This is a genomic window from Streptomyces hebeiensis, from assembly GCF_052983195.1.
Genome location: NZ_CM129812.1, coordinates 1,115,893 through 1,137,843 on the forward strand (window position 1 = coordinate 1,115,893; position 21,951 = coordinate 1,137,843).

20 protein-coding genes are annotated in these 21,951 nt (G+C 72.7%); 3 read left to right on the forward strand and 17 right to left on the reverse strand.

Annotated elements, in window-relative coordinates; all coding sequences use genetic code 11:
* Window positions 1-105 precede the first annotated feature (105 nt).
* Window positions 106-975: an RNA polymerase sigma factor SigF gene (locus ACU6P3_RS04735; protein WP_447196055.1), complete on the reverse strand. Its 870-nt coding sequence runs from the start codon at window positions 973-975 to the stop codon at window positions 106-108.
* A gap of 491 nt (window positions 976-1,466) precedes the next feature.
* Here ACU6P3_RS04735 and ACU6P3_RS04740 point away from each other — a divergent pair, with 491 nt between their 5' ends.
* Window positions 1,467-2,690, forward strand: a complete 1,224-nt coding sequence (locus tag ACU6P3_RS04740) for an IS110 family RNA-guided transposase (RefSeq protein ID WP_447193012.1) — start codon at window positions 1,467-1,469, stop codon at window positions 2,688-2,690.
* Between the two features lie 253 nt (window positions 2,691-2,943).
* Here ACU6P3_RS04740 and ACU6P3_RS04745 read toward each other — a convergent pair whose 3' ends face one another.
* The 3 genes from ACU6P3_RS04745 to ACU6P3_RS04755 form a co-directional block, all read right to left on the reverse strand.
* Window positions 2,944-4,410, reverse strand: coding sequence for a GuaB1 family IMP dehydrogenase-related protein (locus tag ACU6P3_RS04745; RefSeq protein ID WP_447196056.1), 1,467 nt, complete (start codon window positions 4,408-4,410; stop codon window positions 2,944-2,946).
* A 184-nt stretch (window positions 4,411-4,594) separates the two neighbouring features.
* A complete protein-coding gene (locus ACU6P3_RS04750; RefSeq protein WP_447196057.1) occupies window positions 4,595-4,813 on the reverse strand; it encodes a hypothetical protein in 219 nt (72 codons plus the stop codon).
* 142 nt (window positions 4,814-4,955) lie between these two features.
* Window positions 4,956-5,195, reverse strand: a complete 240-nt coding sequence (locus tag ACU6P3_RS04755; RefSeq protein WP_447196058.1) for a hypothetical protein — start codon at window positions 5,193-5,195, stop codon at window positions 4,956-4,958.
* Window positions 5,196-5,377: 182 nt separating this feature from the next.
* On the opposite strand from ACU6P3_RS04755, the gene ACU6P3_RS04760 reads away from it, so the two are divergent.
* Window positions 5,378-6,481: a helix-turn-helix domain-containing protein gene (locus ACU6P3_RS04760; protein WP_447196059.1), complete on the forward strand. Its 1,104-nt coding sequence runs from the start codon at window positions 5,378-5,380 to the stop codon at window positions 6,479-6,481.
* 125 nt (window positions 6,482-6,606) lie between these two features.
* On the opposite strand, the gene ACU6P3_RS04765 is transcribed toward ACU6P3_RS04760, so the two are convergent.
* The 5 genes from ACU6P3_RS04765 to fmt form a co-directional block, all read right to left on the reverse strand.
* Window positions 6,607-6,789 carry a hypothetical protein gene (locus ACU6P3_RS04765; RefSeq protein WP_447196060.1) on the reverse strand — a complete coding sequence of 61 codons (183 nt, stop codon included), beginning with the start codon at window positions 6,787-6,789 and terminating at the stop codon, window positions 6,607-6,609.
* 137 nt (window positions 6,790-6,926) lie between these two features.
* Entirely contained in the window at window positions 6,927-7,976 is a 1,050-nt protein-coding gene (locus ACU6P3_RS04770; RefSeq protein WP_344277451.1) for a sugar-binding transcriptional regulator, read from the reverse strand.
* Window positions 7,977-8,142: 166 nt separating this feature from the next.
* The gene (gene rpe, locus ACU6P3_RS04775) at window positions 8,143-8,826 is read right to left on the reverse strand and encodes a ribulose-phosphate 3-epimerase (protein ID WP_447196061.1); all 684 of its coding nucleotides are present in this window, start codon (window positions 8,824-8,826) and stop codon (window positions 8,143-8,145) included.
* A gap of 392 nt (window positions 8,827-9,218) precedes the next feature.
* On the reverse strand, window positions 9,219-10,670 hold the full coding sequence (locus ACU6P3_RS04780; RefSeq protein ID WP_447196062.1) for an RsmB/NOP family class I SAM-dependent RNA methyltransferase: 1,452 nt from the start codon (window positions 10,668-10,670) through the stop codon (window positions 9,219-9,221).
* Between the two features lie 294 nt (window positions 10,671-10,964).
* Window positions 10,965-11,903, reverse strand: a complete 939-nt coding sequence (fmt, locus tag ACU6P3_RS04785) for a methionyl-tRNA formyltransferase (RefSeq protein ID WP_447196063.1) — start codon at window positions 11,901-11,903, stop codon at window positions 10,965-10,967.
* 355 nt (window positions 11,904-12,258) lie between these two features.
* On the opposite strand from fmt, the gene ACU6P3_RS04790 reads away from it, so the two are divergent.
* Window positions 12,259-12,804, forward strand: coding sequence for a hypothetical protein (locus ACU6P3_RS04790; RefSeq protein ID WP_030756930.1), 546 nt, complete (start codon window positions 12,259-12,261; stop codon window positions 12,802-12,804).
* Between the two features lie 215 nt (window positions 12,805-13,019).
* Here ACU6P3_RS04790 and ACU6P3_RS04795 read toward each other — a convergent pair whose 3' ends face one another.
* From ACU6P3_RS04795 to ACU6P3_RS04830, 8 genes are all read right to left on the reverse strand, one after another.
* On the reverse strand, window positions 13,020-15,161 hold the full coding sequence (locus ACU6P3_RS04795; protein ID WP_447196064.1) for a primosomal protein N': 2,142 nt from the start codon (window positions 15,159-15,161) through the stop codon (window positions 13,020-13,022).
* Between the two features lie 151 nt (window positions 15,162-15,312).
* On the reverse strand, window positions 15,313-16,521 hold the full coding sequence (gene metK / locus ACU6P3_RS04800) for a methionine adenosyltransferase (RefSeq protein ID WP_344277405.1): 1,209 nt from the start codon (window positions 16,519-16,521) through the stop codon (window positions 15,313-15,315).
* A 330-nt stretch (window positions 16,522-16,851) separates the two neighbouring features.
* Window positions 16,852-18,057: a bifunctional phosphopantothenoylcysteine decarboxylase/phosphopantothenate--cysteine ligase CoaBC gene (gene coaBC / locus ACU6P3_RS04805; RefSeq protein ID WP_447196065.1), complete on the reverse strand. Its 1,206-nt coding sequence runs from the start codon at window positions 18,055-18,057 to the stop codon at window positions 16,852-16,854.
* Window positions 18,058-18,214: 157 nt separating this feature from the next.
* The gene (gene rpoZ, locus ACU6P3_RS04810) at window positions 18,215-18,487 is read right to left on the reverse strand and encodes a DNA-directed RNA polymerase subunit omega (protein WP_003970369.1); all 273 of its coding nucleotides are present in this window, start codon (window positions 18,485-18,487) and stop codon (window positions 18,215-18,217) included.
* 56 nt (window positions 18,488-18,543) lie between these two features.
* Window positions 18,544-19,107, reverse strand: a complete 564-nt coding sequence (gmk, locus tag ACU6P3_RS04815; protein ID WP_030756922.1) for a guanylate kinase — start codon at window positions 19,105-19,107, stop codon at window positions 18,544-18,546.
* Window positions 19,108-19,145: 38 nt separating this feature from the next.
* Complete coding sequence (mihF, locus tag ACU6P3_RS04820) at window positions 19,146-19,469, reverse strand: integration host factor, actinobacterial type (RefSeq protein ID WP_030756919.1); 324 nt, start codon at window positions 19,467-19,469, stop codon at window positions 19,146-19,148.
* A 335-nt stretch (window positions 19,470-19,804) separates the two neighbouring features.
* Complete coding sequence (gene pyrF, locus ACU6P3_RS04825) at window positions 19,805-20,719, reverse strand: orotidine-5'-phosphate decarboxylase (RefSeq protein ID WP_447196066.1); 915 nt, start codon at window positions 20,717-20,719, stop codon at window positions 19,805-19,807.
* A complete protein-coding gene (locus tag ACU6P3_RS04830; RefSeq protein WP_447197764.1) occupies window positions 20,716-21,825 on the reverse strand; it encodes a quinone-dependent dihydroorotate dehydrogenase in 1,110 nt (369 codons plus the stop codon). The genes pyrF and ACU6P3_RS04830 overlap by 4 nt, the downstream gene beginning before the upstream one ends.
* Window positions 21,826-21,951: the final 126 nt, after the last annotated feature.

Sequence of the window (21,951 nt, forward strand, 5' to 3'; positions counted from 1 at the left end):
CGCCCGCGCCCGCGCCGTGCTCGGCCGCACCCGCGCCGCTGTCCTGCGCGGCGACACGCCGGCTCCTCGATGACCGCATGCGAGAACAGCGAGGACGCTGCTCGGTTACTCGACCAGCAGCCCCGCCCGCAGCCGCCCGGTGATCCGGGCCAGCAGCCGGGAGACGTGCATCTGCGACACCCCCAGCTCGGCGCCGATCTCGGACTGCGTCATCTCGTCGCCGAACCGCATCCGCAGGATGCGCCGCTCCCGGTCGTCCAACTCCTCCATCAGCGGCTTCAGCGCCTGGACGTTCTCCGCCGTCTCCAGTCCCGCGTCGGGCGCGCCCAGCCGGTCCGCGATCGCGCCCGTGTGGTCCGATTCATCCGCGGGCATGTCGATCGAACCGGCCGTGTAACCGTTGCTCGCGACGACACCCTCGATGACCTCGTCCTCGTCCAGGCCGAGGTGTTCGGCCAGTTCGGACGTGGTCGGCGCGCGGTCGAGCCGGTGCGAGAGCTCGTCGGTCGCCTTGGCCAGGTCGATCCGCAGCTCCTGGAGCCGGCGGGGCACGTGCACGGCCCAGCTGGTGTCCCGGAAGAACCGCTTGATCTCGCCGACGATGTAGGGAACGGCGAAGGTCGCGAACTCCACCTCCCGCGTGAGCTCGAACCGGTCGATCGCCTTGATCAGGCCGATGGTGCCGACCTGGACGATGTCCTCCATCTGGTCGGCCCTGTTGCGGAACCGGGCAGCCGCGTAGCGGACCAGGGCCAGATTCAGCTCGATCAGCGTGTTCCGGACGTAACTGTGCTCGTGGGTGCCTTCCTCCAGCTCGGCCAGCCGGGTGAAGAAGACCTTGGAGATGTCCCGGGCGTCCTTGGGCGCCATCTCCGCCGGACATTCGACGTAAGGGAGATCCAGCTGCGCCGCCTCGGCCCGCTGCTGGGATCCGTACCGCGCGTCTTCGGTCGGGACCGTGCTCGCCGTGGACACTTCGTCCTCCCCTTTGGTGCGTGTTCCGCTGTCAGTGGAGGCCCGTCTACCCGGTTCCGCCCGGGACATGCGTGGGAGTTCTCGCGGATCTCGCACCGGTTCGCCGGGAGTCCGCGCGGATCCCGTCCCGGCTCGGGCCGTCCGGCCACCGCGCGGAGCGCGCGAGTCGCGCCGTGGCCGGCCGGGACGGTGTGCCGCGGTGCGGTGGCCTTGGCCTGCCCCGTTACCTTTCTCGTGGCTCCGAAATGGGGCGCCTGGCCCCCGGGCCCGGTATGGCTGTCTGCCCCCTGTCGAGGTGATGACCTGGGGGGTGTTGCCGCCGGGTCTCGGGGCACCGCTTGACCGCTGATGAGGGGCCTGACGACCGCCCGGCCCGGCGCAACGCCGGACCACTTCGGGGACGGGATGTCTGCGTAACGTGGTTGCCGGCGTGTGGTGCCGCAGGGACGGCCAGGATCGGGCACGAGTGCACGTCGAGGGGGCACGCGAGCATGGTCGACACCGTCGACATAGATCTGTTCCTCGGCCTTGACCTGGGCAAAGAGTTCCACCACGCCCATGGTCTGACCGAGCTGGGCAAGACCGTCCACGACAGGCGGCTGCCCAACACCGAACCGAAGCTGCTGGAACTGTTCGGAAAGCTGGTCACGAAGTTCGGTACCGTCCTGGTGGTTGTGGACCAGGTCGCCAACATCGGCGCACTGCCGATCGCCGCGGCCCGCGCGGCAGGCTGCCGGGTGGCTTACCTGCCCGGTCTGTCGATGCGGCGGGCCGCCGATCTCTACCCGGGTGAGGCCAAGACCGACGCCCGCGACGCCTTCGTGATCGCGGACACGGCCCGGACCATGCCGCACACTCTGCGCGCGATCGACCGGGACGACGAGACGCTGGCGGCGCTTACCATGCTCACCGGCTACGACAACGACCTGGCCGGCGAGGTGAACCGCACCACCAACCGGCTGCGCGGCCTGCTCTCCCAGATCCACCCCTCCCTGGAACGCGTGCTCGGCCCTCGTCTGGCCTACCCCTACGTTCAGGCCCTCCTGGCGAAGCACGGCTCTCCCACGAAGATCAGGAAGCTGGGGCGTGCACGCTGCGAGGCCCTGCTCCGGGCGCACGGCTCGCGCAAGGCCGCTCACCTCACCGGGGAGATCTTCGACGCACTGGCCGAGCAGACCCTCGTGGTCCCGGGCACCGAGACCTCCGCGCTGATCGTGCCCGGCCTGGCCGCGCAGCTCGCCGCCGCCCACACCCAGCGACGCCAGGCCGAGCAGGAGATCGCCGCCCTGCTGGAGGCCCTCCCTCTTTTCCACCTCCTGACGTCCCTGCCCGGCATGGGCGTCAGGACCACAGCGGCCGTGATCGTCGCGATCGGTGACGGCACCACCTTCCCCACCGCCGGACACCTCGCCTCCTACGCCGGACTCGCCCCGGCCACGAAGTCCTCGGGCACCTCCATCCGCGGCGAGCACGCACCCCACCGCGGCAACCGGCTCCTCAAACGTGCCCTGTTCCAGGCCGCGTTCGCCGCGATCGGCTGCAAAACCGACCCGTCCTCCCGGATCTACTACGACCGCCAACGCGCACGCGGCAAGACCCACACCCAGGCGATCCTCCGCCTGGCCCGCCAGCGCGTGAACGTCATCCACGCGATGATCCGCACCGGCGCCCTCTACGAAGCACGCACCCCCGGCGACGTCGACCTCGCCGCCTGACGACTCCACCACCCCTGCCCTCCAGGCCCCATCACGCCCGCGCACCGGCACGGTCGCTCCGGCCCGGCCGGCCACCGGGCTGCCCATCAGCCACCCGATCCGCCAGGAACGTCCCGCTTCGCGGGACGTTCCCGAAAACCAGGATCAATCCCTACAAGCCGACGCCGCCGGGGTTGACGAAACAGATAGGGGCACCCCCCGCTCAGCGTTGCCGCGGCCCAGCGGCGTTGCCGCGGCTCAGCGTTGACGCGGCTCAGCTCCAACTGGCGTGCAGCGGCTGGCCCTCGGCGTAACCGGCGGCGCTCTGTACGCCGACGACCGCGTTCTCCGCGAACTCCTCAAGGGTGTTGGCGCCGGCGTACGTGCACGCCGAGCGCAGTCCCGCGATGATCGAGTCGATCAGGTCCTCGACGCCGGGGCGCTCCGGGTCCAGGAACATCCGGGACGTGGATATGCCCTCCTCGAACAGCGCCTTGCGCGCCCTGTCGTAGGCCGACTCCTCGCTCGTGCGGTTGCGGACGGCGCGGGCCGACGCCATGCCGAAGGACTCCTTGAACAGCCGTCCGTCGGCGGACTGCTGGAGGTCGCCGGGAGACTCGTAGGTGCCGGCGAACCAGGAGCCGATCATCACATTGGAGGCGCCCGCCGCCAGGGCCATGGCCACGTCGCGGGGGTGCCGGACGCCACCGTCGGCCCAGACGTGCTTGCCGTACTTGCGCGCCTCGGCAGCGCACTCCAGGACCGCGGAGAACTGCGGCCGGCCCACCCCCGTCATCATGCGGGTGGTGCACATGGCGCCGGGGCCGACGCCGACCTTGATGATGTCCGCGCCGGCGTCGACGAGGTCGCGTACGCCGTCGGCGGCGACCACGTTGCCCGCGACGACCGGCACCGTGGGGCCGAGCGCGCGGACGGACTTGACCGCGGCGAGCATCGACTCCTGGTGGCCGTGCGCGGTGTCGACGACGAGCGTGTCCACGCCCGCCTCGAGGAGCTGCGCGGCCTTGCCCGCGACGTCCCCGTTGATCCCGACGGCGGCGGCGATCCGCAGCCGGCCGTCGGCGTCGGTCGCGGGCGTGTAGAGGGTGGCGCGCAGCGCGCCCGTGCGGGTCAGCACCCCGACCAGTGCGCCGTCGGCGTCGACGGCCGGGGCGAGCTTGCGATGGGCGTTGTCCAGGGTGAGGAACGCGTCGCGCGGGTCCGTGTCGGCGGGAATCACCAGCAGGTCCTTCGACATGACCTCGGACAGCTGCGTGAAGCGGTCCACCCCGGCCAGGTCGTGCTCGGTGACGACACCGACGGGCCGGTTCCCGCCGTCGACCACGACTCCCGCGCCGTGGGCGCGCTTGGGCAGCAGGGACAGCGCGTCGCCGACGGTCTGGGCCGGGGCCAGGACGATGGGGGTGTCGAGGACGAGATGGCGCGCCTTGACCCAGGAGACGACCTCCGCGACGACGTCTATCGGAATGTCCTGGGGTATGACCACGAGGCCGCCGCGCCGGGCAACGGTCTCGGCCATGCGGCGCCCCGCGATGGCGGTCATGTTCGCGACCACGAGGGGGATCGTGGTGCCCGTGCCGTCGGTGGTGGACAGGTCCACGTCTTGCCGGGAGCCGACGGCGGACCGCCTCGGCACCATGAAGACGTCGTCGTACGTCAAGTCGTACGGCACCGAAGGACGTAGGCTCGTATCCCCGGACTGGGGGTTCAAAAAGCGCATAAGGCCAGGGTACGGGCTATCGCTCGCAAGTGGCTTTACTTGGATCGGCACGCAAAATGGACCCCAGACGCCTCCGACGGGGGGCGGCGTCCGGGGGCCGGCGGGCGGCAGAGAGCCGACCGGAGGGCCTCCGCCCTCATCCCGTGCGACAGGAGGGCACCCCGTCGCACGGGGGTCCAGAGGGTCAGTCGTCCCACACGTGGATCGCGCTTGATCGTGGAACGAAGGCGTAGTGGGTGACCGGCGGATTGATGTACCCGCCCTTGTGCATCGGACATGCGCAGGTGCGCAGATAGCCCAGCTTCCGGTTCGGCTCCGCTGTCCCGTCGACCCGGTACTCCGGCACCGTCTCGGTCCGGGTGCCGTCAGAGGCGACCCGGTAGACGCGAATCGTCATGTCCACTGCACCGCCACCTTCCCGCGACGACGGAAGACACGGACGCGCAGCCCCGGGCAGGTGCACGACGGGATCCAGACGCCCGGACGCCGCGCCGGCCGTGCCGGTCGACGGCTCATGTCGGCGGGGAGTCCCGCGATCGACGTCGTCACGCCCTCTCCCCCGTCTTCGCGTTCGCAGCGACGGCCGCCCGCTTCCACACGCTGCGCAGACTCCGCGCCGTCGGGCAGTCCACGCCGTACTCACGGCACGGCTGGCACTTCTCCATGTGCTTCAGCAGCGCGCGGTACGCGGTCTTGACGGCCCCCTCCAGGGCCGGCCGACGGTTCTCGGCGTGATCCCGGAGCCCCGTGTCTTCCACCGGGCGGGAATGACTAATCTGTTCCATTGTTGGCGCTCCTTCATAGCGCTGACCACGTCCCGGGCCGTTCGCGCGGCGCCGGGACACTTACGCCTACGAAGGATTTCGCACGACGGGTGAGACGAGGTAGGGGCATCAGCAGGGGCAAGCTCCCACGCACGCCTGTGTGTTCGCCCGCGCAGGGGCGCCTGTAGGGGCAAGATGGGTGCATGTCCATGGGAGCACTGATCAGGGACCTTCGGCGGGCTCATGGTTGGAGCCAGGGGCGGCTAGCCTCAGAAATCAACGACGCTTTCGGCACGGCCCTTGAGCGGGAGTACATCAGCCGCTGGGAGCGTTGCAGGACGGTACCCGGGCCCTACTACCTCCGGTGTCTGTCCGCAGTCCTGGACGTTCCGCTGGCTGTTCTTGAGGGTGAAGTGAAACGACGCACATTCATCAGTGACATTGCCGCTACTGCGATAGCTCCCGTGGTCGCGTCGGATCTCCTGTCCGCCGGCTTCGCCGCTCGCCTCGATGGCGGACCGACACTCGACGCGTGGGAAGACCGGCTTTCCACGTACGGCACTGAGTACATGAGCCTTGGCGCGTCGGACATTCAGCGCCGCGTGTCGGGAGAACTCGTCATCGTTCAACAACAGCTCGATACCCCGCATCTATGGTCGGTCGCGAGCCGCCTGATGACGCTCTATGCCAAGACCTTCCCCGGCTCGGACGGCTCGAAGACCGTCGGCTGGTACCGCACGGCCGCGCGTGCCGCCGACGAGAGTAGCGACGAGAACACTCGTGTATGGGTGCGCGGCCGCGCGGCTATCGCACTGGGCTACGAAGGCGCGTCCCTTGGCGTGGCCGATCTTCTCGCCGATCAGGCAATGGCGATTTCCGACCGGCCGTCCCTCGGACTCCTCAACGCCGTCATGGGCAAGGCGCATGTGGCTGCTATTCGCGGGGACCGAGACACGGCGTACATTCTGGCGGACCAGGGCCGGAGAATTTTCGACGCTGCCGGGTCGGACAACGAGCCAAGCGATTACGCCGTCCCTTGGTGGCGGATGAACGTCTTCCTGTCCCTGCTGTTCGCCAGGCTCGGCGATGAGAGGCTCGCCGTCGAAGCACAGGCGAACGCACGCCGCGAACTCCCCCCTTCACTTCCGCGGTTCGCCACCCACCTGGAGCTTCACCGCGGACTGATGCTCGCGCGCTCCGGGGACAAGGCGGGCGGGATGGCGTACGCCCAAGGCGCCATGGACGCGCTTCCACCTGAAAAGCACTCGCTGACGTTGCGAATGCTGATGGACGAGGTTGCGGCCTGACATCACGCAGGAAGCCCATGAGAGCGCATGCGACGTCGCCACGGACGCCCGTGCTCTTGGGAACAGAACTGCCTTACGCGTCCGCGCCCCGGTTCCTGGTCCGGGCGGGGACGGCTCGGGGCGGGTCACTCCGCCGGGCGCGCGCACCGTACGCGTACGGTGACGCGGATCTCGCGCGCGGCGCGGGCCGGCCGTACGCCCGACGAGTGGCCGACGGCGTCCATCGGCGCCGCTCGGCCCGCCACCGGCAGGGCGCCCACCGGTGTCGCGCCGCTCGGACGGCACGTCGCCCCGGCTCTGGCGAGCATCGCCCCTCCGGGGCCGACCGGCCACCGGATCACCGGGCCCCGGCGCCGTGGCCGTGGCCGTGGCCGTGACCGTGACCGTGACCGACGGTACGTGCCGGGCGCCGCGCGCCACGAACCCGCGCGGTGGCGGACCGCCGTCAGTCCGCGTCCGGGTCGCAGCGCTCCAGGGCCGGGCGGGGTCCCGGGGCGAACTCCGTCAGCAGGAAGTCCGCCGCCGCCGTGTCGGTGACGAGGCTCGTGACCAGCCCCGACCGCAGTACCGCGCCGATCGCCTCGCCCTTGCGCAGCCCGCCCGCGATCGCCACCACCTCCGGGACCCGCCGCAGCCGCTCGGCCTCGACCGTGATGCACCGTTCGCCCAGGTCGCGCCCCACCCGGCGGCCCTCGGCGTCGAAGAGGTGCGCGGACATCTCGGCGGCGACCCCCAGCGTGGCGTAGTGGCCGCGCTCCTCCTCGGTGAGCATGTCGTGCACCGTGGAGATGCCGGCCTCCCACGAGCCGATCGACACGGCGGCCACCGTGACCTTGTCGAAGTAGTCGAAGGCGCGCGCGATCCCGGTCTGGTTGCGCAGCGCGGCGGCCGTCGCCGGGTCGGGCAGCAGCATCGGAGCGTAGATGGGGTGTGCCTCTCCCCCGGACACCTGTGCGGCACGCCGTACCGCCTCCACCGAGCCGCGCTCGGCGGTGCCCGCGTCGTACACGCCCGTGAGCTGGACGACGGTGCACGGCGGCAGCCGGTCGAGCGCCGCCGCCATGTGAATCGTGGACCGGCCCCAGGCCAGTCCCAGCACATCGCCCTCGGTGACCAGCTCACCGAGGAGATCGGCGGCGACCTCGCCGAGGTTCTCCGGGTCCGGCGACTCGTCCACGCCCTCGGCGGGCGATTCGACGACCACCGCGTGCCGCAGCCCGTAGCGGGCGCGCAGCGCGTCGGAGCGCTCCGCGTCCAGCTCCGCGGGCACCCTGATCTCGATCCTCACGAGGTCGCGTTCCAGGGCCGTCTCCAGGACCCGGGCCACCTTGAAGCGGCTGACGCCGAACTCCTCGGCGATCTGGATCTTGGACTTGCCCTCCAGGTAGAAACGGCGGGCCATGGCCGCCGCCTGCACCAGCTCCGCGGGTCCCATCCGCAGGGCTGACCGACCCGCCGACATTGCAGACACCGCGATCTCCTCACTGCTGTTCACACTCTGCTGTTCACACTGTGGACTCGCATCGCATCCTGTCAGATGCGGCGGTCCTTGATCGGCCCCGAGGGGCCGCGTTCACGTTCCCGTGGCCCACTGGCCCACTGGCCCCGGGGCCACCGGCACCCGGCTCACTCGGTCCCCGCGCCCGGGGACGCGTGGCGGCTCAGTGACCGCACGCCCAGGCGGCCGAGCCGGTTGCCTCCTCCGCCTGGTTGCGGAGCATCCGGACCGCCGCCGCCGGGTCGTCCGTCCCGTACACCGCGGAGCCGGCGACGAACACGTCCGCGCCCGCCTCCGCGCACCGTTCGATCGTCGTCGCCGAGACCCCACCGTCCACCTGGAGCCACAGTTCGAGACCGTGCTTGGCGATCAGCTCCCGGGTACGGCGGATCTTCGGCAGCATGATGTCCAGGAACGCCTGGCCGCCGAAGCCGGGCTCCACCGTCATGATCAGCAGCATGTCCAGCTCGGGGAGCAGGTCCTCGTACGGCTCCACGGGCGTCGCGGGCTTCAGCGCCATGGAGGCCCGCGCCCCCTTGGCGCGGATCTCCCGCGCGAGCCGTACGGGCGCGGCGGCGGCCTCCACGTGGAAGGTCACCGAACCTGCGCCCGCCTCGACGTACTGCGGGGCCCAGCGGTCGGGCTCCTCGATCATCAGGTGGCAGTCCAGCGGGATGTCCGTCGCCCGCGCGAGCGACTCGACCACCGGCGCCCCGAGGGTCAGGTTCGGTACGAAGTGGTTGTCCATGACATCGACATGGAGCCAGTCCGCGCCTTCGACCGCCTTCGCCTCCTCGGCGAGTCGCGAGAAGTCGGCGGACAGGATGCTGGGATTGATCTGCGCCATGTGCCAAGCCTGCCATGCTCCGGACCGCTTCCTGACCGTTCCTGACCGTCAGGCGGAGATCGGAACGTGCCCGTGGACCGGGCGACGGCCCGTCGGCCCCCGCCGAACCTCGCAGTCGACGCAATTCACATGTTTCGGCAGCGGTACGAAAGCCTCCGGTCCGGCCGGACCGGAGGCTTTCGTACGGACCGGCCGACCTGGTTCGGATTCACTCGGCCCCGTTCGCCGCGCTGCCCCGCTCGTCATCTTCGTAGGGCCGCGTACGTACATCTACGAACACCTACAGACAACAACGGACACGCGGCCGAACATCGTAGGGACATTTACGGACGCGCGGAGCCCCTACGATTGCGGGGTTCACGGAGATCTCACGGATCACGGTCGTCGGCGGTTCACGCGGTCCGCCGCAGCAGCGCCAGATACATCGCGTCCGTGCCGTGCAGGTGCGGCCACAGCTGTACGTCGGGCCCCTCCCCCAGCGCCGGTACACCCGGCATCAGCGGCCGGGCGTCGATCCACTCGGCCCGGACCGCGGGACCACCGCGCCCATGGCCGGTGCCGCGCCCGCGCAGGACGTCGTCCACGACGACCCTGGTCTCGGCGAGGTGCGGAGAACAGGTCGCGTAGCCCACGACACCGCCGATCCGTACGGCCTCCAGCGCCTCGCGCAGCAGAGCGCGCTGGAGCGGCGCGAAACCGTCCAGGTCCTCCGGGCGGCGCCGCCAGCGCGCCTCGGGCCGCCGACGCAGCGCGCCGAGGCCCGAGCAGGGGACGTCGACCAGGACCCGGTCGAAGGTACCGGGGGCCCAGGCCGGACGCGTACCGTCCGCGACGACGACCTGGTACGGCCCGGGGTTCCCGGCCAGTGCCCGCTCGACCAGCCGGGCCCGGTGCGGCTGTTTCTCGGCGGCGAGCAGGGCGGCCCCGCGCCCGGCGGCCAGCGCGCCCAGCAGGGCCGCCTTGCCGCCGGGCCCCGCGCAGCCGTCCAGCCAGCGCGTGTCCCGGCCCTCCAGGGGCGCGGCCGCGAGGGCGAGCGCGACGAGCTGGCTGCCCTCGTCCTGGACGCCGGCGCGCCCTTCCCGTACGGCGTCGACCGCGCCCGGCTCACCGCCGTCGGCGAGCCGTACGGCATGGGGCGACCAGCGGCCGGGGAGCCCGCCCTCCTCGCCCAGCGACGCCAGCAGCTCCTCGGTGGTGGCCCGGCCCGGCCGGGCCACGAGGGTCACCTCCGGCCGCTCGTTGTCGGCCTCGAGGAGTTCCTCGATACCGGCCCGGCCGCCGCCCAGGGCGTCCCACAGCGCGGAGACGATCCAGCGCGGATGGGAGTGCACGACCGCGAGATGGTCCTCGGGGTCCTCGTCGTACGGTGGGGCGACCCGCCGTACCCAGGTCTCCAGGTCGTCCTGGGCGATCTTGCGAAGGACGGCGTTGACGAACTTTGCCCGGCCGTCCCCGAGGACCACACGGGCCAGCTCCACGCTGGCGGAGACCGCCGCGTGACTCGGGATCCGCGTGCCCAGCAGCTGGTGCGCGCCCAGGGAGAGCACGTCGAGGACCGGCGGGTCGACCTCGCGCAGCGGCCGGTCGACGCACGAGGCGATGATCGCGTCGTAGGTGCCCTGACGGCGCAGCGTGCCGTAGACGAGTTCCGTGGCGAGCGCCGCGTCCCGCGCGTCGAAGCCGCCGCTCTCGCGGGCCTTCCTGAGCAGCGGCGGGAGGACGAGGTTCGCGTACGCGTCCCGCTCGTCGACGGCCCGCAGCGCGTCGAAGGCGAGTACCCGGACAGGGTCCTTCTTGGGGCGGCGGTACGGCTTGGCGGGACGGCGACGGGCCTGGTCGTTCAAAGGTGCTCCGCGGTGAGAGGGGTCGATCCCCGCCAGCGTACGTCCGGCGGCCCGGCGCGCGGGCGGGCAGGGTCGGACGGCGAGACGGGCGGCGGGTGAACCCAAGGCCGCCGGGCGACGGGGAGTCCGGCCGCCGGGCCCGTCCGGAGACGGTCCCGGCACGCCGAGGGCAGGGGAAAGGGCCGGGACAGGGGCAGGGACCGACGGGCCACCGTCCGATTCGGCCCAGCGCGATCAGACTCGGTCCGCTCCGAACCGGCCCAGTCCGAACCGGTCCGCTGAGATCAGGTCCGGTCAGGCGGGCGCGCCCAGGCGCTCACCCTGCGCGATCCGTACCCCCCGGGCCCAGTCGGCTGCGCGCATCGGCTTCTTGCCCTGCGGCTGGACCCAGCGGAGTTCGACGTCGTGCGAGCCGGTGCCCACATGGACGCTGTTCTTGGCGGCGGCGATCTCGCCGGGTGCCAATTCCCCGCGGTCGGGCAGCGGCGTCACCTGGATCAGCTTGAGCCGCTCGCCGCGGAACACGGTCCAGGCCCCGGGCGCGGGCGTGCAGGCGCGCACCAGACGGTCCACGCGCAGCGCCGGCGCGGCCCAGTCCACCCGGGCGTCCTCGACATTGATCTTGGGCGCGAGGGAGACGCCCTCGGCGGGCTGCGGCTCCGGCTCGAGCGTGCCGTCCTCGATGCCGTCCATGGTCGCGACGAGCAGACCCGCCCCGGCGAAGGCCAGCCGGGTCAGCAGGTCCCCGCTGGTGTCCGCGGCACGCACCTGCTCGGTGAGCACGCCGTACACCGGCCCGGAGTCCAGCCCCTCCTCGATCCGGAAGGTGGACGCGCCGGTGACCTCGTCCCCCGCCAGCACGGCGTGCTGCACGGGCGCGGCGCCGCGCCAGGCGGGCAGCAGCGAGAAGTGCAGGTTCACCCAGCCGTGCGTGGGCACGTCGAGGGCGACCCGCGGCAGCAGCGCGCCGTAGGCGACGACCGGACAGCAGTCGGGGCCGATCTCGCGCAGCCGTGCCAGGAAGTCCTCGTCGCGCGGCCTGGCCGGCTTGAGCACCTCGATCCCGGCCTCCTCCGCGCGCTGCGCGACCGGGCAGGCGACGAGCCTGCGGCCGCGCCCCGAGGGCGCGTCGGGCCGGGTCACGACGGCGGCGACCTCGTGCCGGTCGGAGGCGATGAGTGCGTCCAGGGCGGGTACGGCGACCTCGGGGGTGCCGGCGAAGACGAGCTTCATCGGTGGCTGACTGCCTCTCGGGCTGATGGCGTACGGGGCGGGGCGGGCGGGCTGTCGCCGGGTGACCCGGCCGTCGGACCGGCCGACCGGACGGACCGGCGCGACGAGCAGCGCACCAGTCTAGGGTCCGCCCGCCGTCAGCACTCCCGGGGGCCGCTCGCCGTCCCGGGGCGTACGGCGGCCCGGGGGCGTACGGCGGCCCGGGGGCGTACGGCGGCCCGTGCGCCCCGCCCGTGGACGGATACGCCCCGCAGCGTGACCACAACGGCCGTCGGCGCGTTGTCAAGACAGATTGACCCACGGGCCGCTCGCAATCGGCCCGGTCCTTTTCAACGCCGGTTCGAGAGGCTTGTTCATGGCCGACCACGCAACCCACGACGCACAAGCCCGGGCAAGTCTGCACCTGTTGGTGCGGGACATCGAGCGGGTACGACGGCAGGTGGACGCGCTGCGCACCCTCACCGCCCAGTTGGGCAATGTCTACCGCCCACGGCGCTCGGGCCCCGCCACGGGCTTCGTCGTCTACGGCAGGGCCCCCGCCCCCACCGTCCGGCTCGCCCAGGAGCTGCGCGACAGCGTCGAGACGCTGGTGACGGCGGCGGTGGACTTCGACCGCTCGCTGGGATTCTCGTGGGACGCCGTGGGATCGGCACTGGGCGTCACCAAGCAGGCGGTGCACCGGCGTTACGGCACCCGCAGGGCCGCGCAGCAGGCGAGCGCGGCCGACACCGACCGCGCGCAGGACGCCACGACGCCCCGTCAGCACCCGACGACCGTCCCGGGCACCCCCCTCCCGGCGGTCCCGGCGGCTCGTTCGATGCCTCCGCAGCCGACGGCGGGCGCGCAGTCGCTCCGCGGCGAGTCCCGCACGACCGCCTTCCCGGGCCCGCGCGGCGGCTGACCCGTCCGTCGCCGCCGGGCGCACCGGGAGCATCAGCCGCCCTGCGACGCGGAACGAGGCAGGTCGGCGGCGCGGGCCCGTCCCAGGGCGGGGGCGGCGCCGAAGGCCCTGGCCCCAGGATCGGGGCGGTGCGGCCGTCAGCCGCCCGACCGCACCGCACTCACGTGGGCCCCACGCCGCCCACGCGGCGGCCGCTCCCGCCCACGGCGTACGTCTCAGCCGATGTCCGGCGGGTCGATCCTGACCCGCACGGGATCGCCGCCCCGGGCGGACCGCCCCGCCCGCGCCGCCTTCAGGGCGGCCGCCAGCGCGGCCCCACTGCCGGGCGGCACCCGCACCAGAGCCCGCTCCCAACGCTCCCCCGGTGGCGGGTCGCCGGTCCTGCGGGGCCGGCCCGGATCGGTCATCGGCAGGGGCACGGGCCCCAGCACCTCGGCGTCGCCCGGCAGTGCGACCGAGGCGAGGAACGCGGTCAGCGCGTCCGGCGGGCCGGTCACGGCGGCCATCCGGGAGACGGGCGGGAATCCCAGCTCCGCGCGCTCGGCCAGTTCACGCCGGGCGTGGCCCACCGGGTCCCAGCGGACCAGCGCCTGCACCGGACGCAGCGTCGGTTCCGCGACCACCACCACCGTGCCGCCCTCGGCCTGCCCGCGTACCAGCGAGCCCGCGTGTATCCAGCGGCGCAGCGCTTCCTCCCCCGCCCGCAGATCGGGGCGGCCGAGCATCGCCCAGCCGTCGAGCAGCAGCGCGGCCGCGTAGCCGCCGTCGGCCACCGGCTCGGCGCCGGGGGTGGACACCACGAGCGCGGGGCGGTCGGGAACGGATTCCAGCACATGGTCCCGCCCCGACGTACGGACCGGGACGGCGGGGAACGCCCGGCCCAGTTCCTCCGCCGTACGCCGTGCCCCCACGACCCGCGCGCGCAGCCGGGTGGAGCCGCACTCCGCGCAGTGCCAGCCCGGCTCGTCCCGGCCGCACCAGCCGCAGCGCAGGTCCCGTTCGGCGGGCGCCTGGAGCGGGCCCGCGCAGTGCCGGCACCTGGCGGGCGCCCGGCAGCGCTCGCAGGCCAGCCGCGGCACATAGCCGCGCCGGGGCACCTGTACGAGCACCGGCCCGGTCCTGAGCCCGTCCCTGACGGCCTGCCAGGCGAGACTGGGCAACCGGGCCACCCGGGCCGCCTCGTCACGGGCCAGCTCGCCGTCGCCGACCGTACGGACCAGCGGGGCGGCCGCCCGCACCCGCTCTCGGGGCGCCGCGAGGGGCAGCGCCCAGCCGGTCGCGACGAGCTGGGCCGCCTCGACCGTGCAGGACGTGCCGCCCAGCAGGAAACCGCACTGGTCGTGCGCGGCGCGCAGCAGCAGCACCTCACGGGCGTGCGGCTGGGGGGCGTGCTGCTCGCTGTGGCTGCTGTCGCCGTCGTCCCAGACGGCGACCAGCCCCAGGTCCTGGACGGGCGCGAACATGGCCGCCCGGGTCCCGACGACCGCCCGTACGGAGCCGCGCCGGACGGCGAGCCACTGCCGGTACCGCCGCTCGGGGCCCGCCTCCGCCGTCAGCAGCGCGTGCCGCCCCTCGCCGAGGAGCGCGGTGAGCGCGGTGTCGACCCGCGCGGCGGCCCGCCCGTCCGGCACGACGACCAGCGCGCCCCGCCCGGAGGCCAGCGTCGCCGCGACGGCGGCGGCCAGCTCGCCCGCCCAGTGCGGCCCGGGCAGCGCCGTCCACACCGCCCGCGGGGACCCGCCGCCCGCGAGCGCGTCGAGGAACGCCGGCCCGTCGGCATACCGCTCCCAGGTGCCCGGCCCGGGTGCGGCGGGCGGCGGCAGCGGCTCCGGCGAGGGCTTGGCCTCGGCGCGCGCGTTCCGCGGCGGGACGGCGAGCTGGAGGACATCGGCCAGGGTGCCCGCGTAGCGGTCCGCGACCGCCCGGGCGAGGCCGAGCAGCTCCGCGCTGAGCACCGGCTCCGGCGACACCACGTCCGCCAGCGCGGCGAGCGGCCCCGAGTAGTCCGAGGCGGCCCGCCGCTCGACGATGAACCCGTCGATCAGCCGCCCGCCCTCGCGCCGCCCGCCCCGCACCTGATGTGCCCCGGCCCCGAAGCGCACCCGCACCCGCACCCCGGGCCGGGCCACCTCGTCGAGCTCCTCCGGCACGGCGTAGTCGAAGAACTGGTCGAGATGCAGCACCCCCTTGTTGACCACCACCCGCGCGACCGGCATCTCCCCCGCCAGCGCGGCCCCCCGCCATGTCCGCGGCTTCGCCCGCGGCACTCGCGCCGTGCGCACCGTCTCCCGGATCAGCGCAAGCTGCTCCGGCCCGCCACCGGCGGATTCCCCGGACTGCCTGTCGTCGCTGCGCACAGTTCCATACCTACCAGACCGCACCGACACACCCTTCTCCGTCGCGTCCGGCGTCCGCGAGCGGCGCCCCCGGCACACGCGGAACGGCCCCGACCGTCCTCGAGGGGCGGTCCGGGGCCGTTTCCGTACGGCTGTGGGGCGGTGGGGCGGGTCAGACGCCCGCGGCCTTGCGCAGCTCCTCCACGCGGTCCGTGCGCTCCCAGGTGAAGTCGGGAAGCTCGCGGCCGAAGTGGCCGTACGCCGCGGTCTGGGCGTAGATCGGGCGGAGCAGGTCGAGGTCGCGGATGATCGCGGCGGGGCGGAGGTCGAAGACCTGGCCGATGGCCTGCTCGATCTTGTCCGTGTCGACCTTGGCGGTGCCGAAGGTCTCCACGAAGAGGCCGACGGGCTCGGCCTTGCCGATCGCGTACGCGACCTGGACCTCGCAGCGCGACGCCAGGCCCGCGGCGACGACGTTCTTGGCGACCCAGCGCATCGCGTAGGCGGCGGAGCGGTCGACCTTGGACGGGTCCTTGCCGGAGAAGGCGCCGCCGCCGTGGCGGGCCATGCCGCCGTAGGTGTCGATGATGATCTTGCGGCCGGTCAGGCCGGCGTCGCCCATCGGGCCGCCGATCTCGAAGCGGCCGGTCGGGTTCACCAGCAGGCGGTAGCCCTCGGTCTCCAGCTTGATGCCGTCGTCCACGAGCTGCTTGAGGACGTGCTCGACGACGAATTCGCGCACGTCGGGGGCGAGCAGCGAGTCCAGGTCGATGTCGGAGGCGTGCTGCGAGGAGACGACGACCGTGTCGAGGCGGACGGCCTTGTCACCGTCGTACTCGATGGTGACCTGGGTCTTGCCGTCGGGGCGCAGGTACGGGATGGTCCCGTTCTTGCGGACCTCGGACAGACGGCGCGAGAGCCGGTGGGCCAGGTAGATCGGCAGCGGCATCAGCTCGGGCGTCTCGTCGCTGGCGTAGCCGAACATCAGGCCCTGGTCGCCGGCGCCCTGCTTGTCGAGCTCGTCCTCATCGCCCTCCACCCGCTTCTCGTACGCCGCGTCCACGCCCTGGGCGATGTCGGGGGACTGCGCGCCGATGGACACCGAAACGCCGCAGGAAGCGCCGTCGAAGCCCTTCTTCGAGGAGTCGTAGCCGATCTCCAGGATCTTGTTGCGCACCAGCTGGGGGATGGGCGCGTAGGCCTTGGTCGTCACCTCGCCGGCCACGTGCACCAGACCGGTCGTGATCAAGGTCTCCACGGCGACCCGGGAAGTCGGGTCCTCCCGGAGCAGCGCGTCAAGAATGGTGTCGCTGATCTGGTCAGCGATCTTGTCGGGGTGACCTTCGGTCACGGACTCCGAGGTGAACAGACGGCGGGACACATCGCTCCCTGGGGTTGCAGCGGCTGCTGGCTGATCATGGGTGGAACGGCGGAGGGGCCGGGCCCGCCGACATTCCACGACCACTTTATCGGTCGTACGAGGCTACAGGGCGAAGTGTCTCGATCTGTGGGAGTCCCCGTCGCCCGCGGCACTGCATTATGCGACACACCGGTTCGGCGTGGCCAGGGCCGCCGGACCGGGGCTCGACCGGTTCTCGAGCCGTCCCCGCTCCCCCGTGCGCCCGTGATCCGCCGCCCGCGCCCGCGCCCCGCCCGCAACGGGGTATTCACGCAACGCCGGACGGACCGGGCGCCATGGCCCGGTGCGCGCTCAGCCCGCGAGCCGCGCCGCCACCTGGTCCCAGACCACGTCCGCCAGCGCCTCCTTCGGCCCGTGCGGCACCGGTGTCTCACTGCCGTCCGCCGCCAGGACCACCGCTTCGTTCTCCTCCGAGCCGAACGTCTTCCGTTCCCCCACCTCGTTCACGACGAGCAGGTCGCACCCCTTGCGCCGGAGCTTGGAGCGCCCGTTGGCCAGGACGTCGTCCGTCTCCGCCGCGAAGCCCACGACCACCTGCCCCGGGTGGGCCCGCTCGGCCGAGATCTCGGCGAGGATGTCCGGGTTGCGGACCAGGACGAGCGGCGCGGGCTCCTCGCCGTCCTTCTTCTTGATCTTGCCCTGGGCGTAGTCGGCGGGCCGGAAGTCCGCGACCGCCGCCGCCATCACCACCGCGTCGGCCTCCGCGGCGGCCTTGAGCACGGCCTCCCGCAGCTGCACGGCCGTGCCCACGTGGACCACGTCCACGCCCGCCGGGTCCGCCAGCCCCGTGTTCGCCTCGATGAGCGTGACGCGCGCGCCACGGGCGGCGGCCGTTCCGGCCAGTGCGTAGCCCTGCTTGCCCGAGGAACGGTTCCCCAGGTAGCGCACCGGGTCGAGCGGCTCGCGCGTACCCCCGGCGCTGACCACCACATGGCGCCCGGCCAGGTCGGGCCCGGTGACGCCCCGGGCCAGCACCCGGCGGCAGACCTCGAAGATCTCCCCGGGGTCGGGCAGCCGTCCCTTGCCGGTGTCCACGCCGGTGAGCCGGCCGACGGCGGGCTCGATGACAACGGTGCCGCGGCGGCGCAGTGTCGCCACGTTCTCCCGGGTGGCCGGGTGCTCCCACATCTCGGTGTGCATGGCCGGGGCGAGGACGACCGGACAGCGCGCGGTGAGGAGCGTGTTCGTGAGCAGGTCGTCGGCGAGCCCGTGGGCCGCCCTGGCGAGCAGGTCGGCGGTGGCGGGGGCGACGACGACCAGGTCGGCGGACTGCCCGATCCGGACGTGCGGGACCTCGTGGACATCGGTCCAGACCTCGGTCGCGACCGGGTGGCCGGAGAGCGCGGACCAGGTCGCCTCCCCCACGAAGTGGAGCGCGGAGGCGGTCGGTACGACGTGTACGTCGTGCCCGCTCTCCGTGAGCCGGCGCAGCAGTTCGCACGCCTTGTACGCCGCGATGCCGCCCGCGACTCCCAGCACGACCTTCGGCTCGGCCACCGTGCCTCTCCCCTCGTCCGGGACCCTCCGGCCCCACGTCTCATCCTCCGACATGACACACCACAGGCCCGGCAGTCGTGCTGCCGGGCCTGTGGTGGAAGTGCGCCGCGAAGACCGTGCGCCCGTCGGGACCGTACGCCCGTCCGGGCCGTGCGCCTTACTGGGCCGGGCCCTCGATGGCCTCGGACGTCAGCAGACCCGCGTTGATCTCGCGCAGGGCGATCGAGAGCGGCTTCTCGTGGACGTGCGTGTCCACCAGCGGACCGACGTACTCGAGCAGGCCCTCGCCGAGCTGCGAGTAGTAAGCGTTGATCTGACGCGCGCGCTTGGCGGCGTAGATCACGAGGCTGTACTTCGAGTCCGTGGCCTCGAGCAGCTCATCGATCGGCGGGTTGATGATGCCCTCGGGCGTGGTGATGGAAGAGGACACTCTCTAGCCTTCCGAAGAAAATTCAAGGAGATCGTGATCGAAGGGACCACGACAGATCATGCGACTGCCACCAAGGCTAGCAGTTCGCGCGCCACGTCCTCGACGGAGGTGTTGACCAGCGTCGTATCGAACTCCGACTCCGCGGCCAGCTCGACCTTGGCGGCCTCGAGCCGGCGCTCGATCACCTCGGCCGACTCCGTCCCCCGGCCGGTGAGCCGGCGCACCAGCTCCTCCCAGCTCGGCGGCGCCAGGAAGACCAGCCGGGAGTCGGGCAGGGACTCCTTGACCTGTCGCGCGCCCTGGAGGTCGATCTCCAGCAGGACGGGCTCCCCCGCCCGCAGCCGGTCGAGGACCGCCTGGCGGGGGGTGCCGTAGCGGTTGCCCGCGAACTCCGCCCATTCCAGCAGCTCGCCGTTGGCGACCAGCTTGTCGAATTCGTCGTCGGAGACGAAGAAGTACTGGACACCGTCGCGCTCGCCGGGGCGCGGCTTCCTGGTGGTGGCCGACACCGAGAGCCAGACCTCGGGGTGGACCTTGCGCATATGCGCGACGACCGTGCTCTTGCCGACCCCGGAGGGGCCGGAGAGCACGGTCAGCCGCGGTCGTACCTCTGCTGCCATGCGGCGATTATCCAGGTTCCCGGCAGTGCCCGGGAACGTCAGGCTCCGCCGCCGCCGAACTCCCGCTCGAGCGAGGCGATCTGGTTGGAGCCGAGACCACGTACACGACGGCTCTCGGAGATGCCGAGCCGCTCCATGATCTGCTTGGCGCGGACCTTGCCCACGCCGGGCAGGGACTCGAGCAGGGCGGACACCTTCATCTTGCCGATGACGTCGTTCTCCTGTCCCTGCCTGATGACGTCATGGAGGGAGGCGCCGGAGTGCTTGAGTCGATTCTTGACCTCGGCCCGCTCCTGGCGAGCCGCGGCGGCCTTTTTGAGCGCGGCTGCGCGCTGTTCAGGGGTAAGGGGCGGAAGAGCCACGCCTACGTCACCTCGGATGTCGAACTGTCGGATACGGACCGGTGCGGGACCTGATCGCCCCACACCAGGCGAGCAACGGGCAACGCACTGCACGTGAACTGCACGTCGGCTCTCGACGGAGACTAGCGGCCATGACCGCCCGAGTCAGCGAGAACAGACGAAAAGTCCTGGTCAGCATCGCATAGGTGCGACGTTTTGGTCATTTTGTCCAGGTATTTGGACAGGAACTTGGCCATCGTCCCAGCTGGAGTTCCCCCGCGCTGTCGCCTCCGGCTCCGTCCCGGGCTCTCCGCCGACCGGGTTCAGGGCGGGCCCGGGTCGGACGGAGGACGTCCTCAGCCGCCCGCGACCGCCGTCCGTACCTCGTCGGCGAACCGCAGCGCGGCCTCCCGCAGCGCACTGACGTCCGGTCCGTGACGCAGAACACCCCGGCTGACGCTCGGGACGACGTCCCCGACGGCCGCCCCGAACACCCGGGGCAGATCCGCCGGGGTCGCGCCCTGCGCGCCGATGCCGGGAGCGAGCAGCGGACCGTTGATCGCGAGATCCGCGCCCGGGTCGCCGATCGTGGCGCCGACGACCGCGCCGGCCGAGCCGAGGGGCGTGGCTCCCGCGTTCTCCGCCGCCAGGTGGTCCAGCATCACCTGGGCCAGCGACCTGCCGTCCGCGGCCGTGGCGCGCTGTACCTCGGCGCCCTCCGGGTTGGAGGTGAGGGCCAGCACGAAGACTCCCGAGCCGGCCGCGGCCGCGGCGTCGAGCGCGGGCCGCAGGGACCCGAAGCCGAGGTACGGGGAGACCGTCACCGCGTCCGAGAACAGCGGCGAGTCCGGCGCCAGGTAGGTCCGCGCGTACGCGTCCATGGTCGAGCCGATGTCACCGCGCTTGGCGTCCATCAGGACCAGCGCCCCGGCCGCCCGCGCCTCGGCCACCGCCTTCTCCAGTACGGCGACGCCGCGCGAGCCGAAGCGCTCGAAGAACGCCGACTGCGGTTTCAGCACGGCGACCCGGTCGGCCAGCGCCTCCACCGTCGTACGGGTGAAGCGTTCCAGGCCCGCGACGTCGTCGTCCAGGCCCCAGGCCGTGAGCAGCGAACCGTGCGGGTCGATGCCCACGCAGAGCGGGCCGCGGGTGTCCATGGCGCGCCGCAGCCGGGCCCCGAAGGGCTCCGGGACCGGGCGGCCGGTCCTCGTACCGACGGGCGTGGTGCCGGGAACGGCGGGCGGCGTGGCGCCGGGCGTGCGGTCGGTCATTCGGTCACCTTCCGGGTGTCTGCTCCGACGGCCTCGGCGAGCGTGGCGTAGGGGCTGGCGGCCAGCCGGGCCGCGAGCCCGTGGTGGATCTCACGGCTCCACAGCGGCCCCTCGTAGATGAACGCGCTGTAGCCCTGCACCAGGGTGGCGCCGGCGAGGATGCGTCGCCAGGCGTCCTCGGCGTTCTCGACGCCGCCCACGCCGACCAGCGTGATCCGGTCGCCCACCCGGGCGTACAGCCGGCGCAGGACCTCCAGCGAGCGCGCCTTCAGTGGCGCTCCCGACAGGCCGCCCGTCTCGGCGGTCAGGGCCGGGTCCGAGGCCAGGCCGAGCCCTTCCCTGACGATGGTGGTGTTGGTGGCGATGATGCCGTCGAGGCCGAGTTCGACGGCGAGGTCCGCGACGGCGTCGATGTCCTCGTCCGCGAGGTCGGGCGCGATCTTCACCAGGAGCGGGACCCGGCGGCGGGTGACGCCGCGGTCGGCGGCGGCCCGTACGGCGGTCAGCAGCGGCCGGAGCTGGTCGACCGCCTGGAGGCCGCGCAGGCCGGGGGTGTTGGGCGAGCTGACGTTGACCACGAGGTAGTCGGCGTGGGCGGCCAGGCGCTCGGTGGACAGGACGTAGTCGGCGACGGCCTCGCTCTCGGGGACGGCCTTGGTCTTGCCGATGTTGACGCCGACCGTGGTCCTGAAGACGGGCCTGCGGGCCGCGAGCCGGGCCGCGACGGCCGCGGACCCGTCGTTGTTGAAGCCCATCCGGTTGATCAGGGCCCGGTCGGGCGTCAGCCGGAAGAGCCGGGTGCGGGGGTTGCCCGGCTGCGGCCGGCCGGTGACCGTGCCGATCTCCACATGGTCGAAGCCGAGCATCGCGAGGCCGTCGATACCGACGGCGTTCTTGTCGAAGCCGGCCGCGAGCCCGAAGGGGCCGTGCATCCGCAGGCCGAACGCCTCGGTGCGCAGCTCCTTGTGGCGGGGGGCGAGGAAGGCCGCCAGAAACGTCCGCAGGACGGGGACGCGCGCGGTGAGCCGGATCCACCGGAACGCCAGGTGGTGGGCCGCTTCGGGGTCCATCCGCCGGAACACGAGCCGGAAGAGCAAGCGGTACAGGTGCATGGGAGGGGGCGTCCGTCTTCTTCTCGTCGGACCTCAAAGGTCGGTGGGGTCTCGTCGGAAGGGGGGACACCGAGGCCGGTGTCCCCCCTTCCGACGGGACGGGCTTGCCTGCCGCCGGCG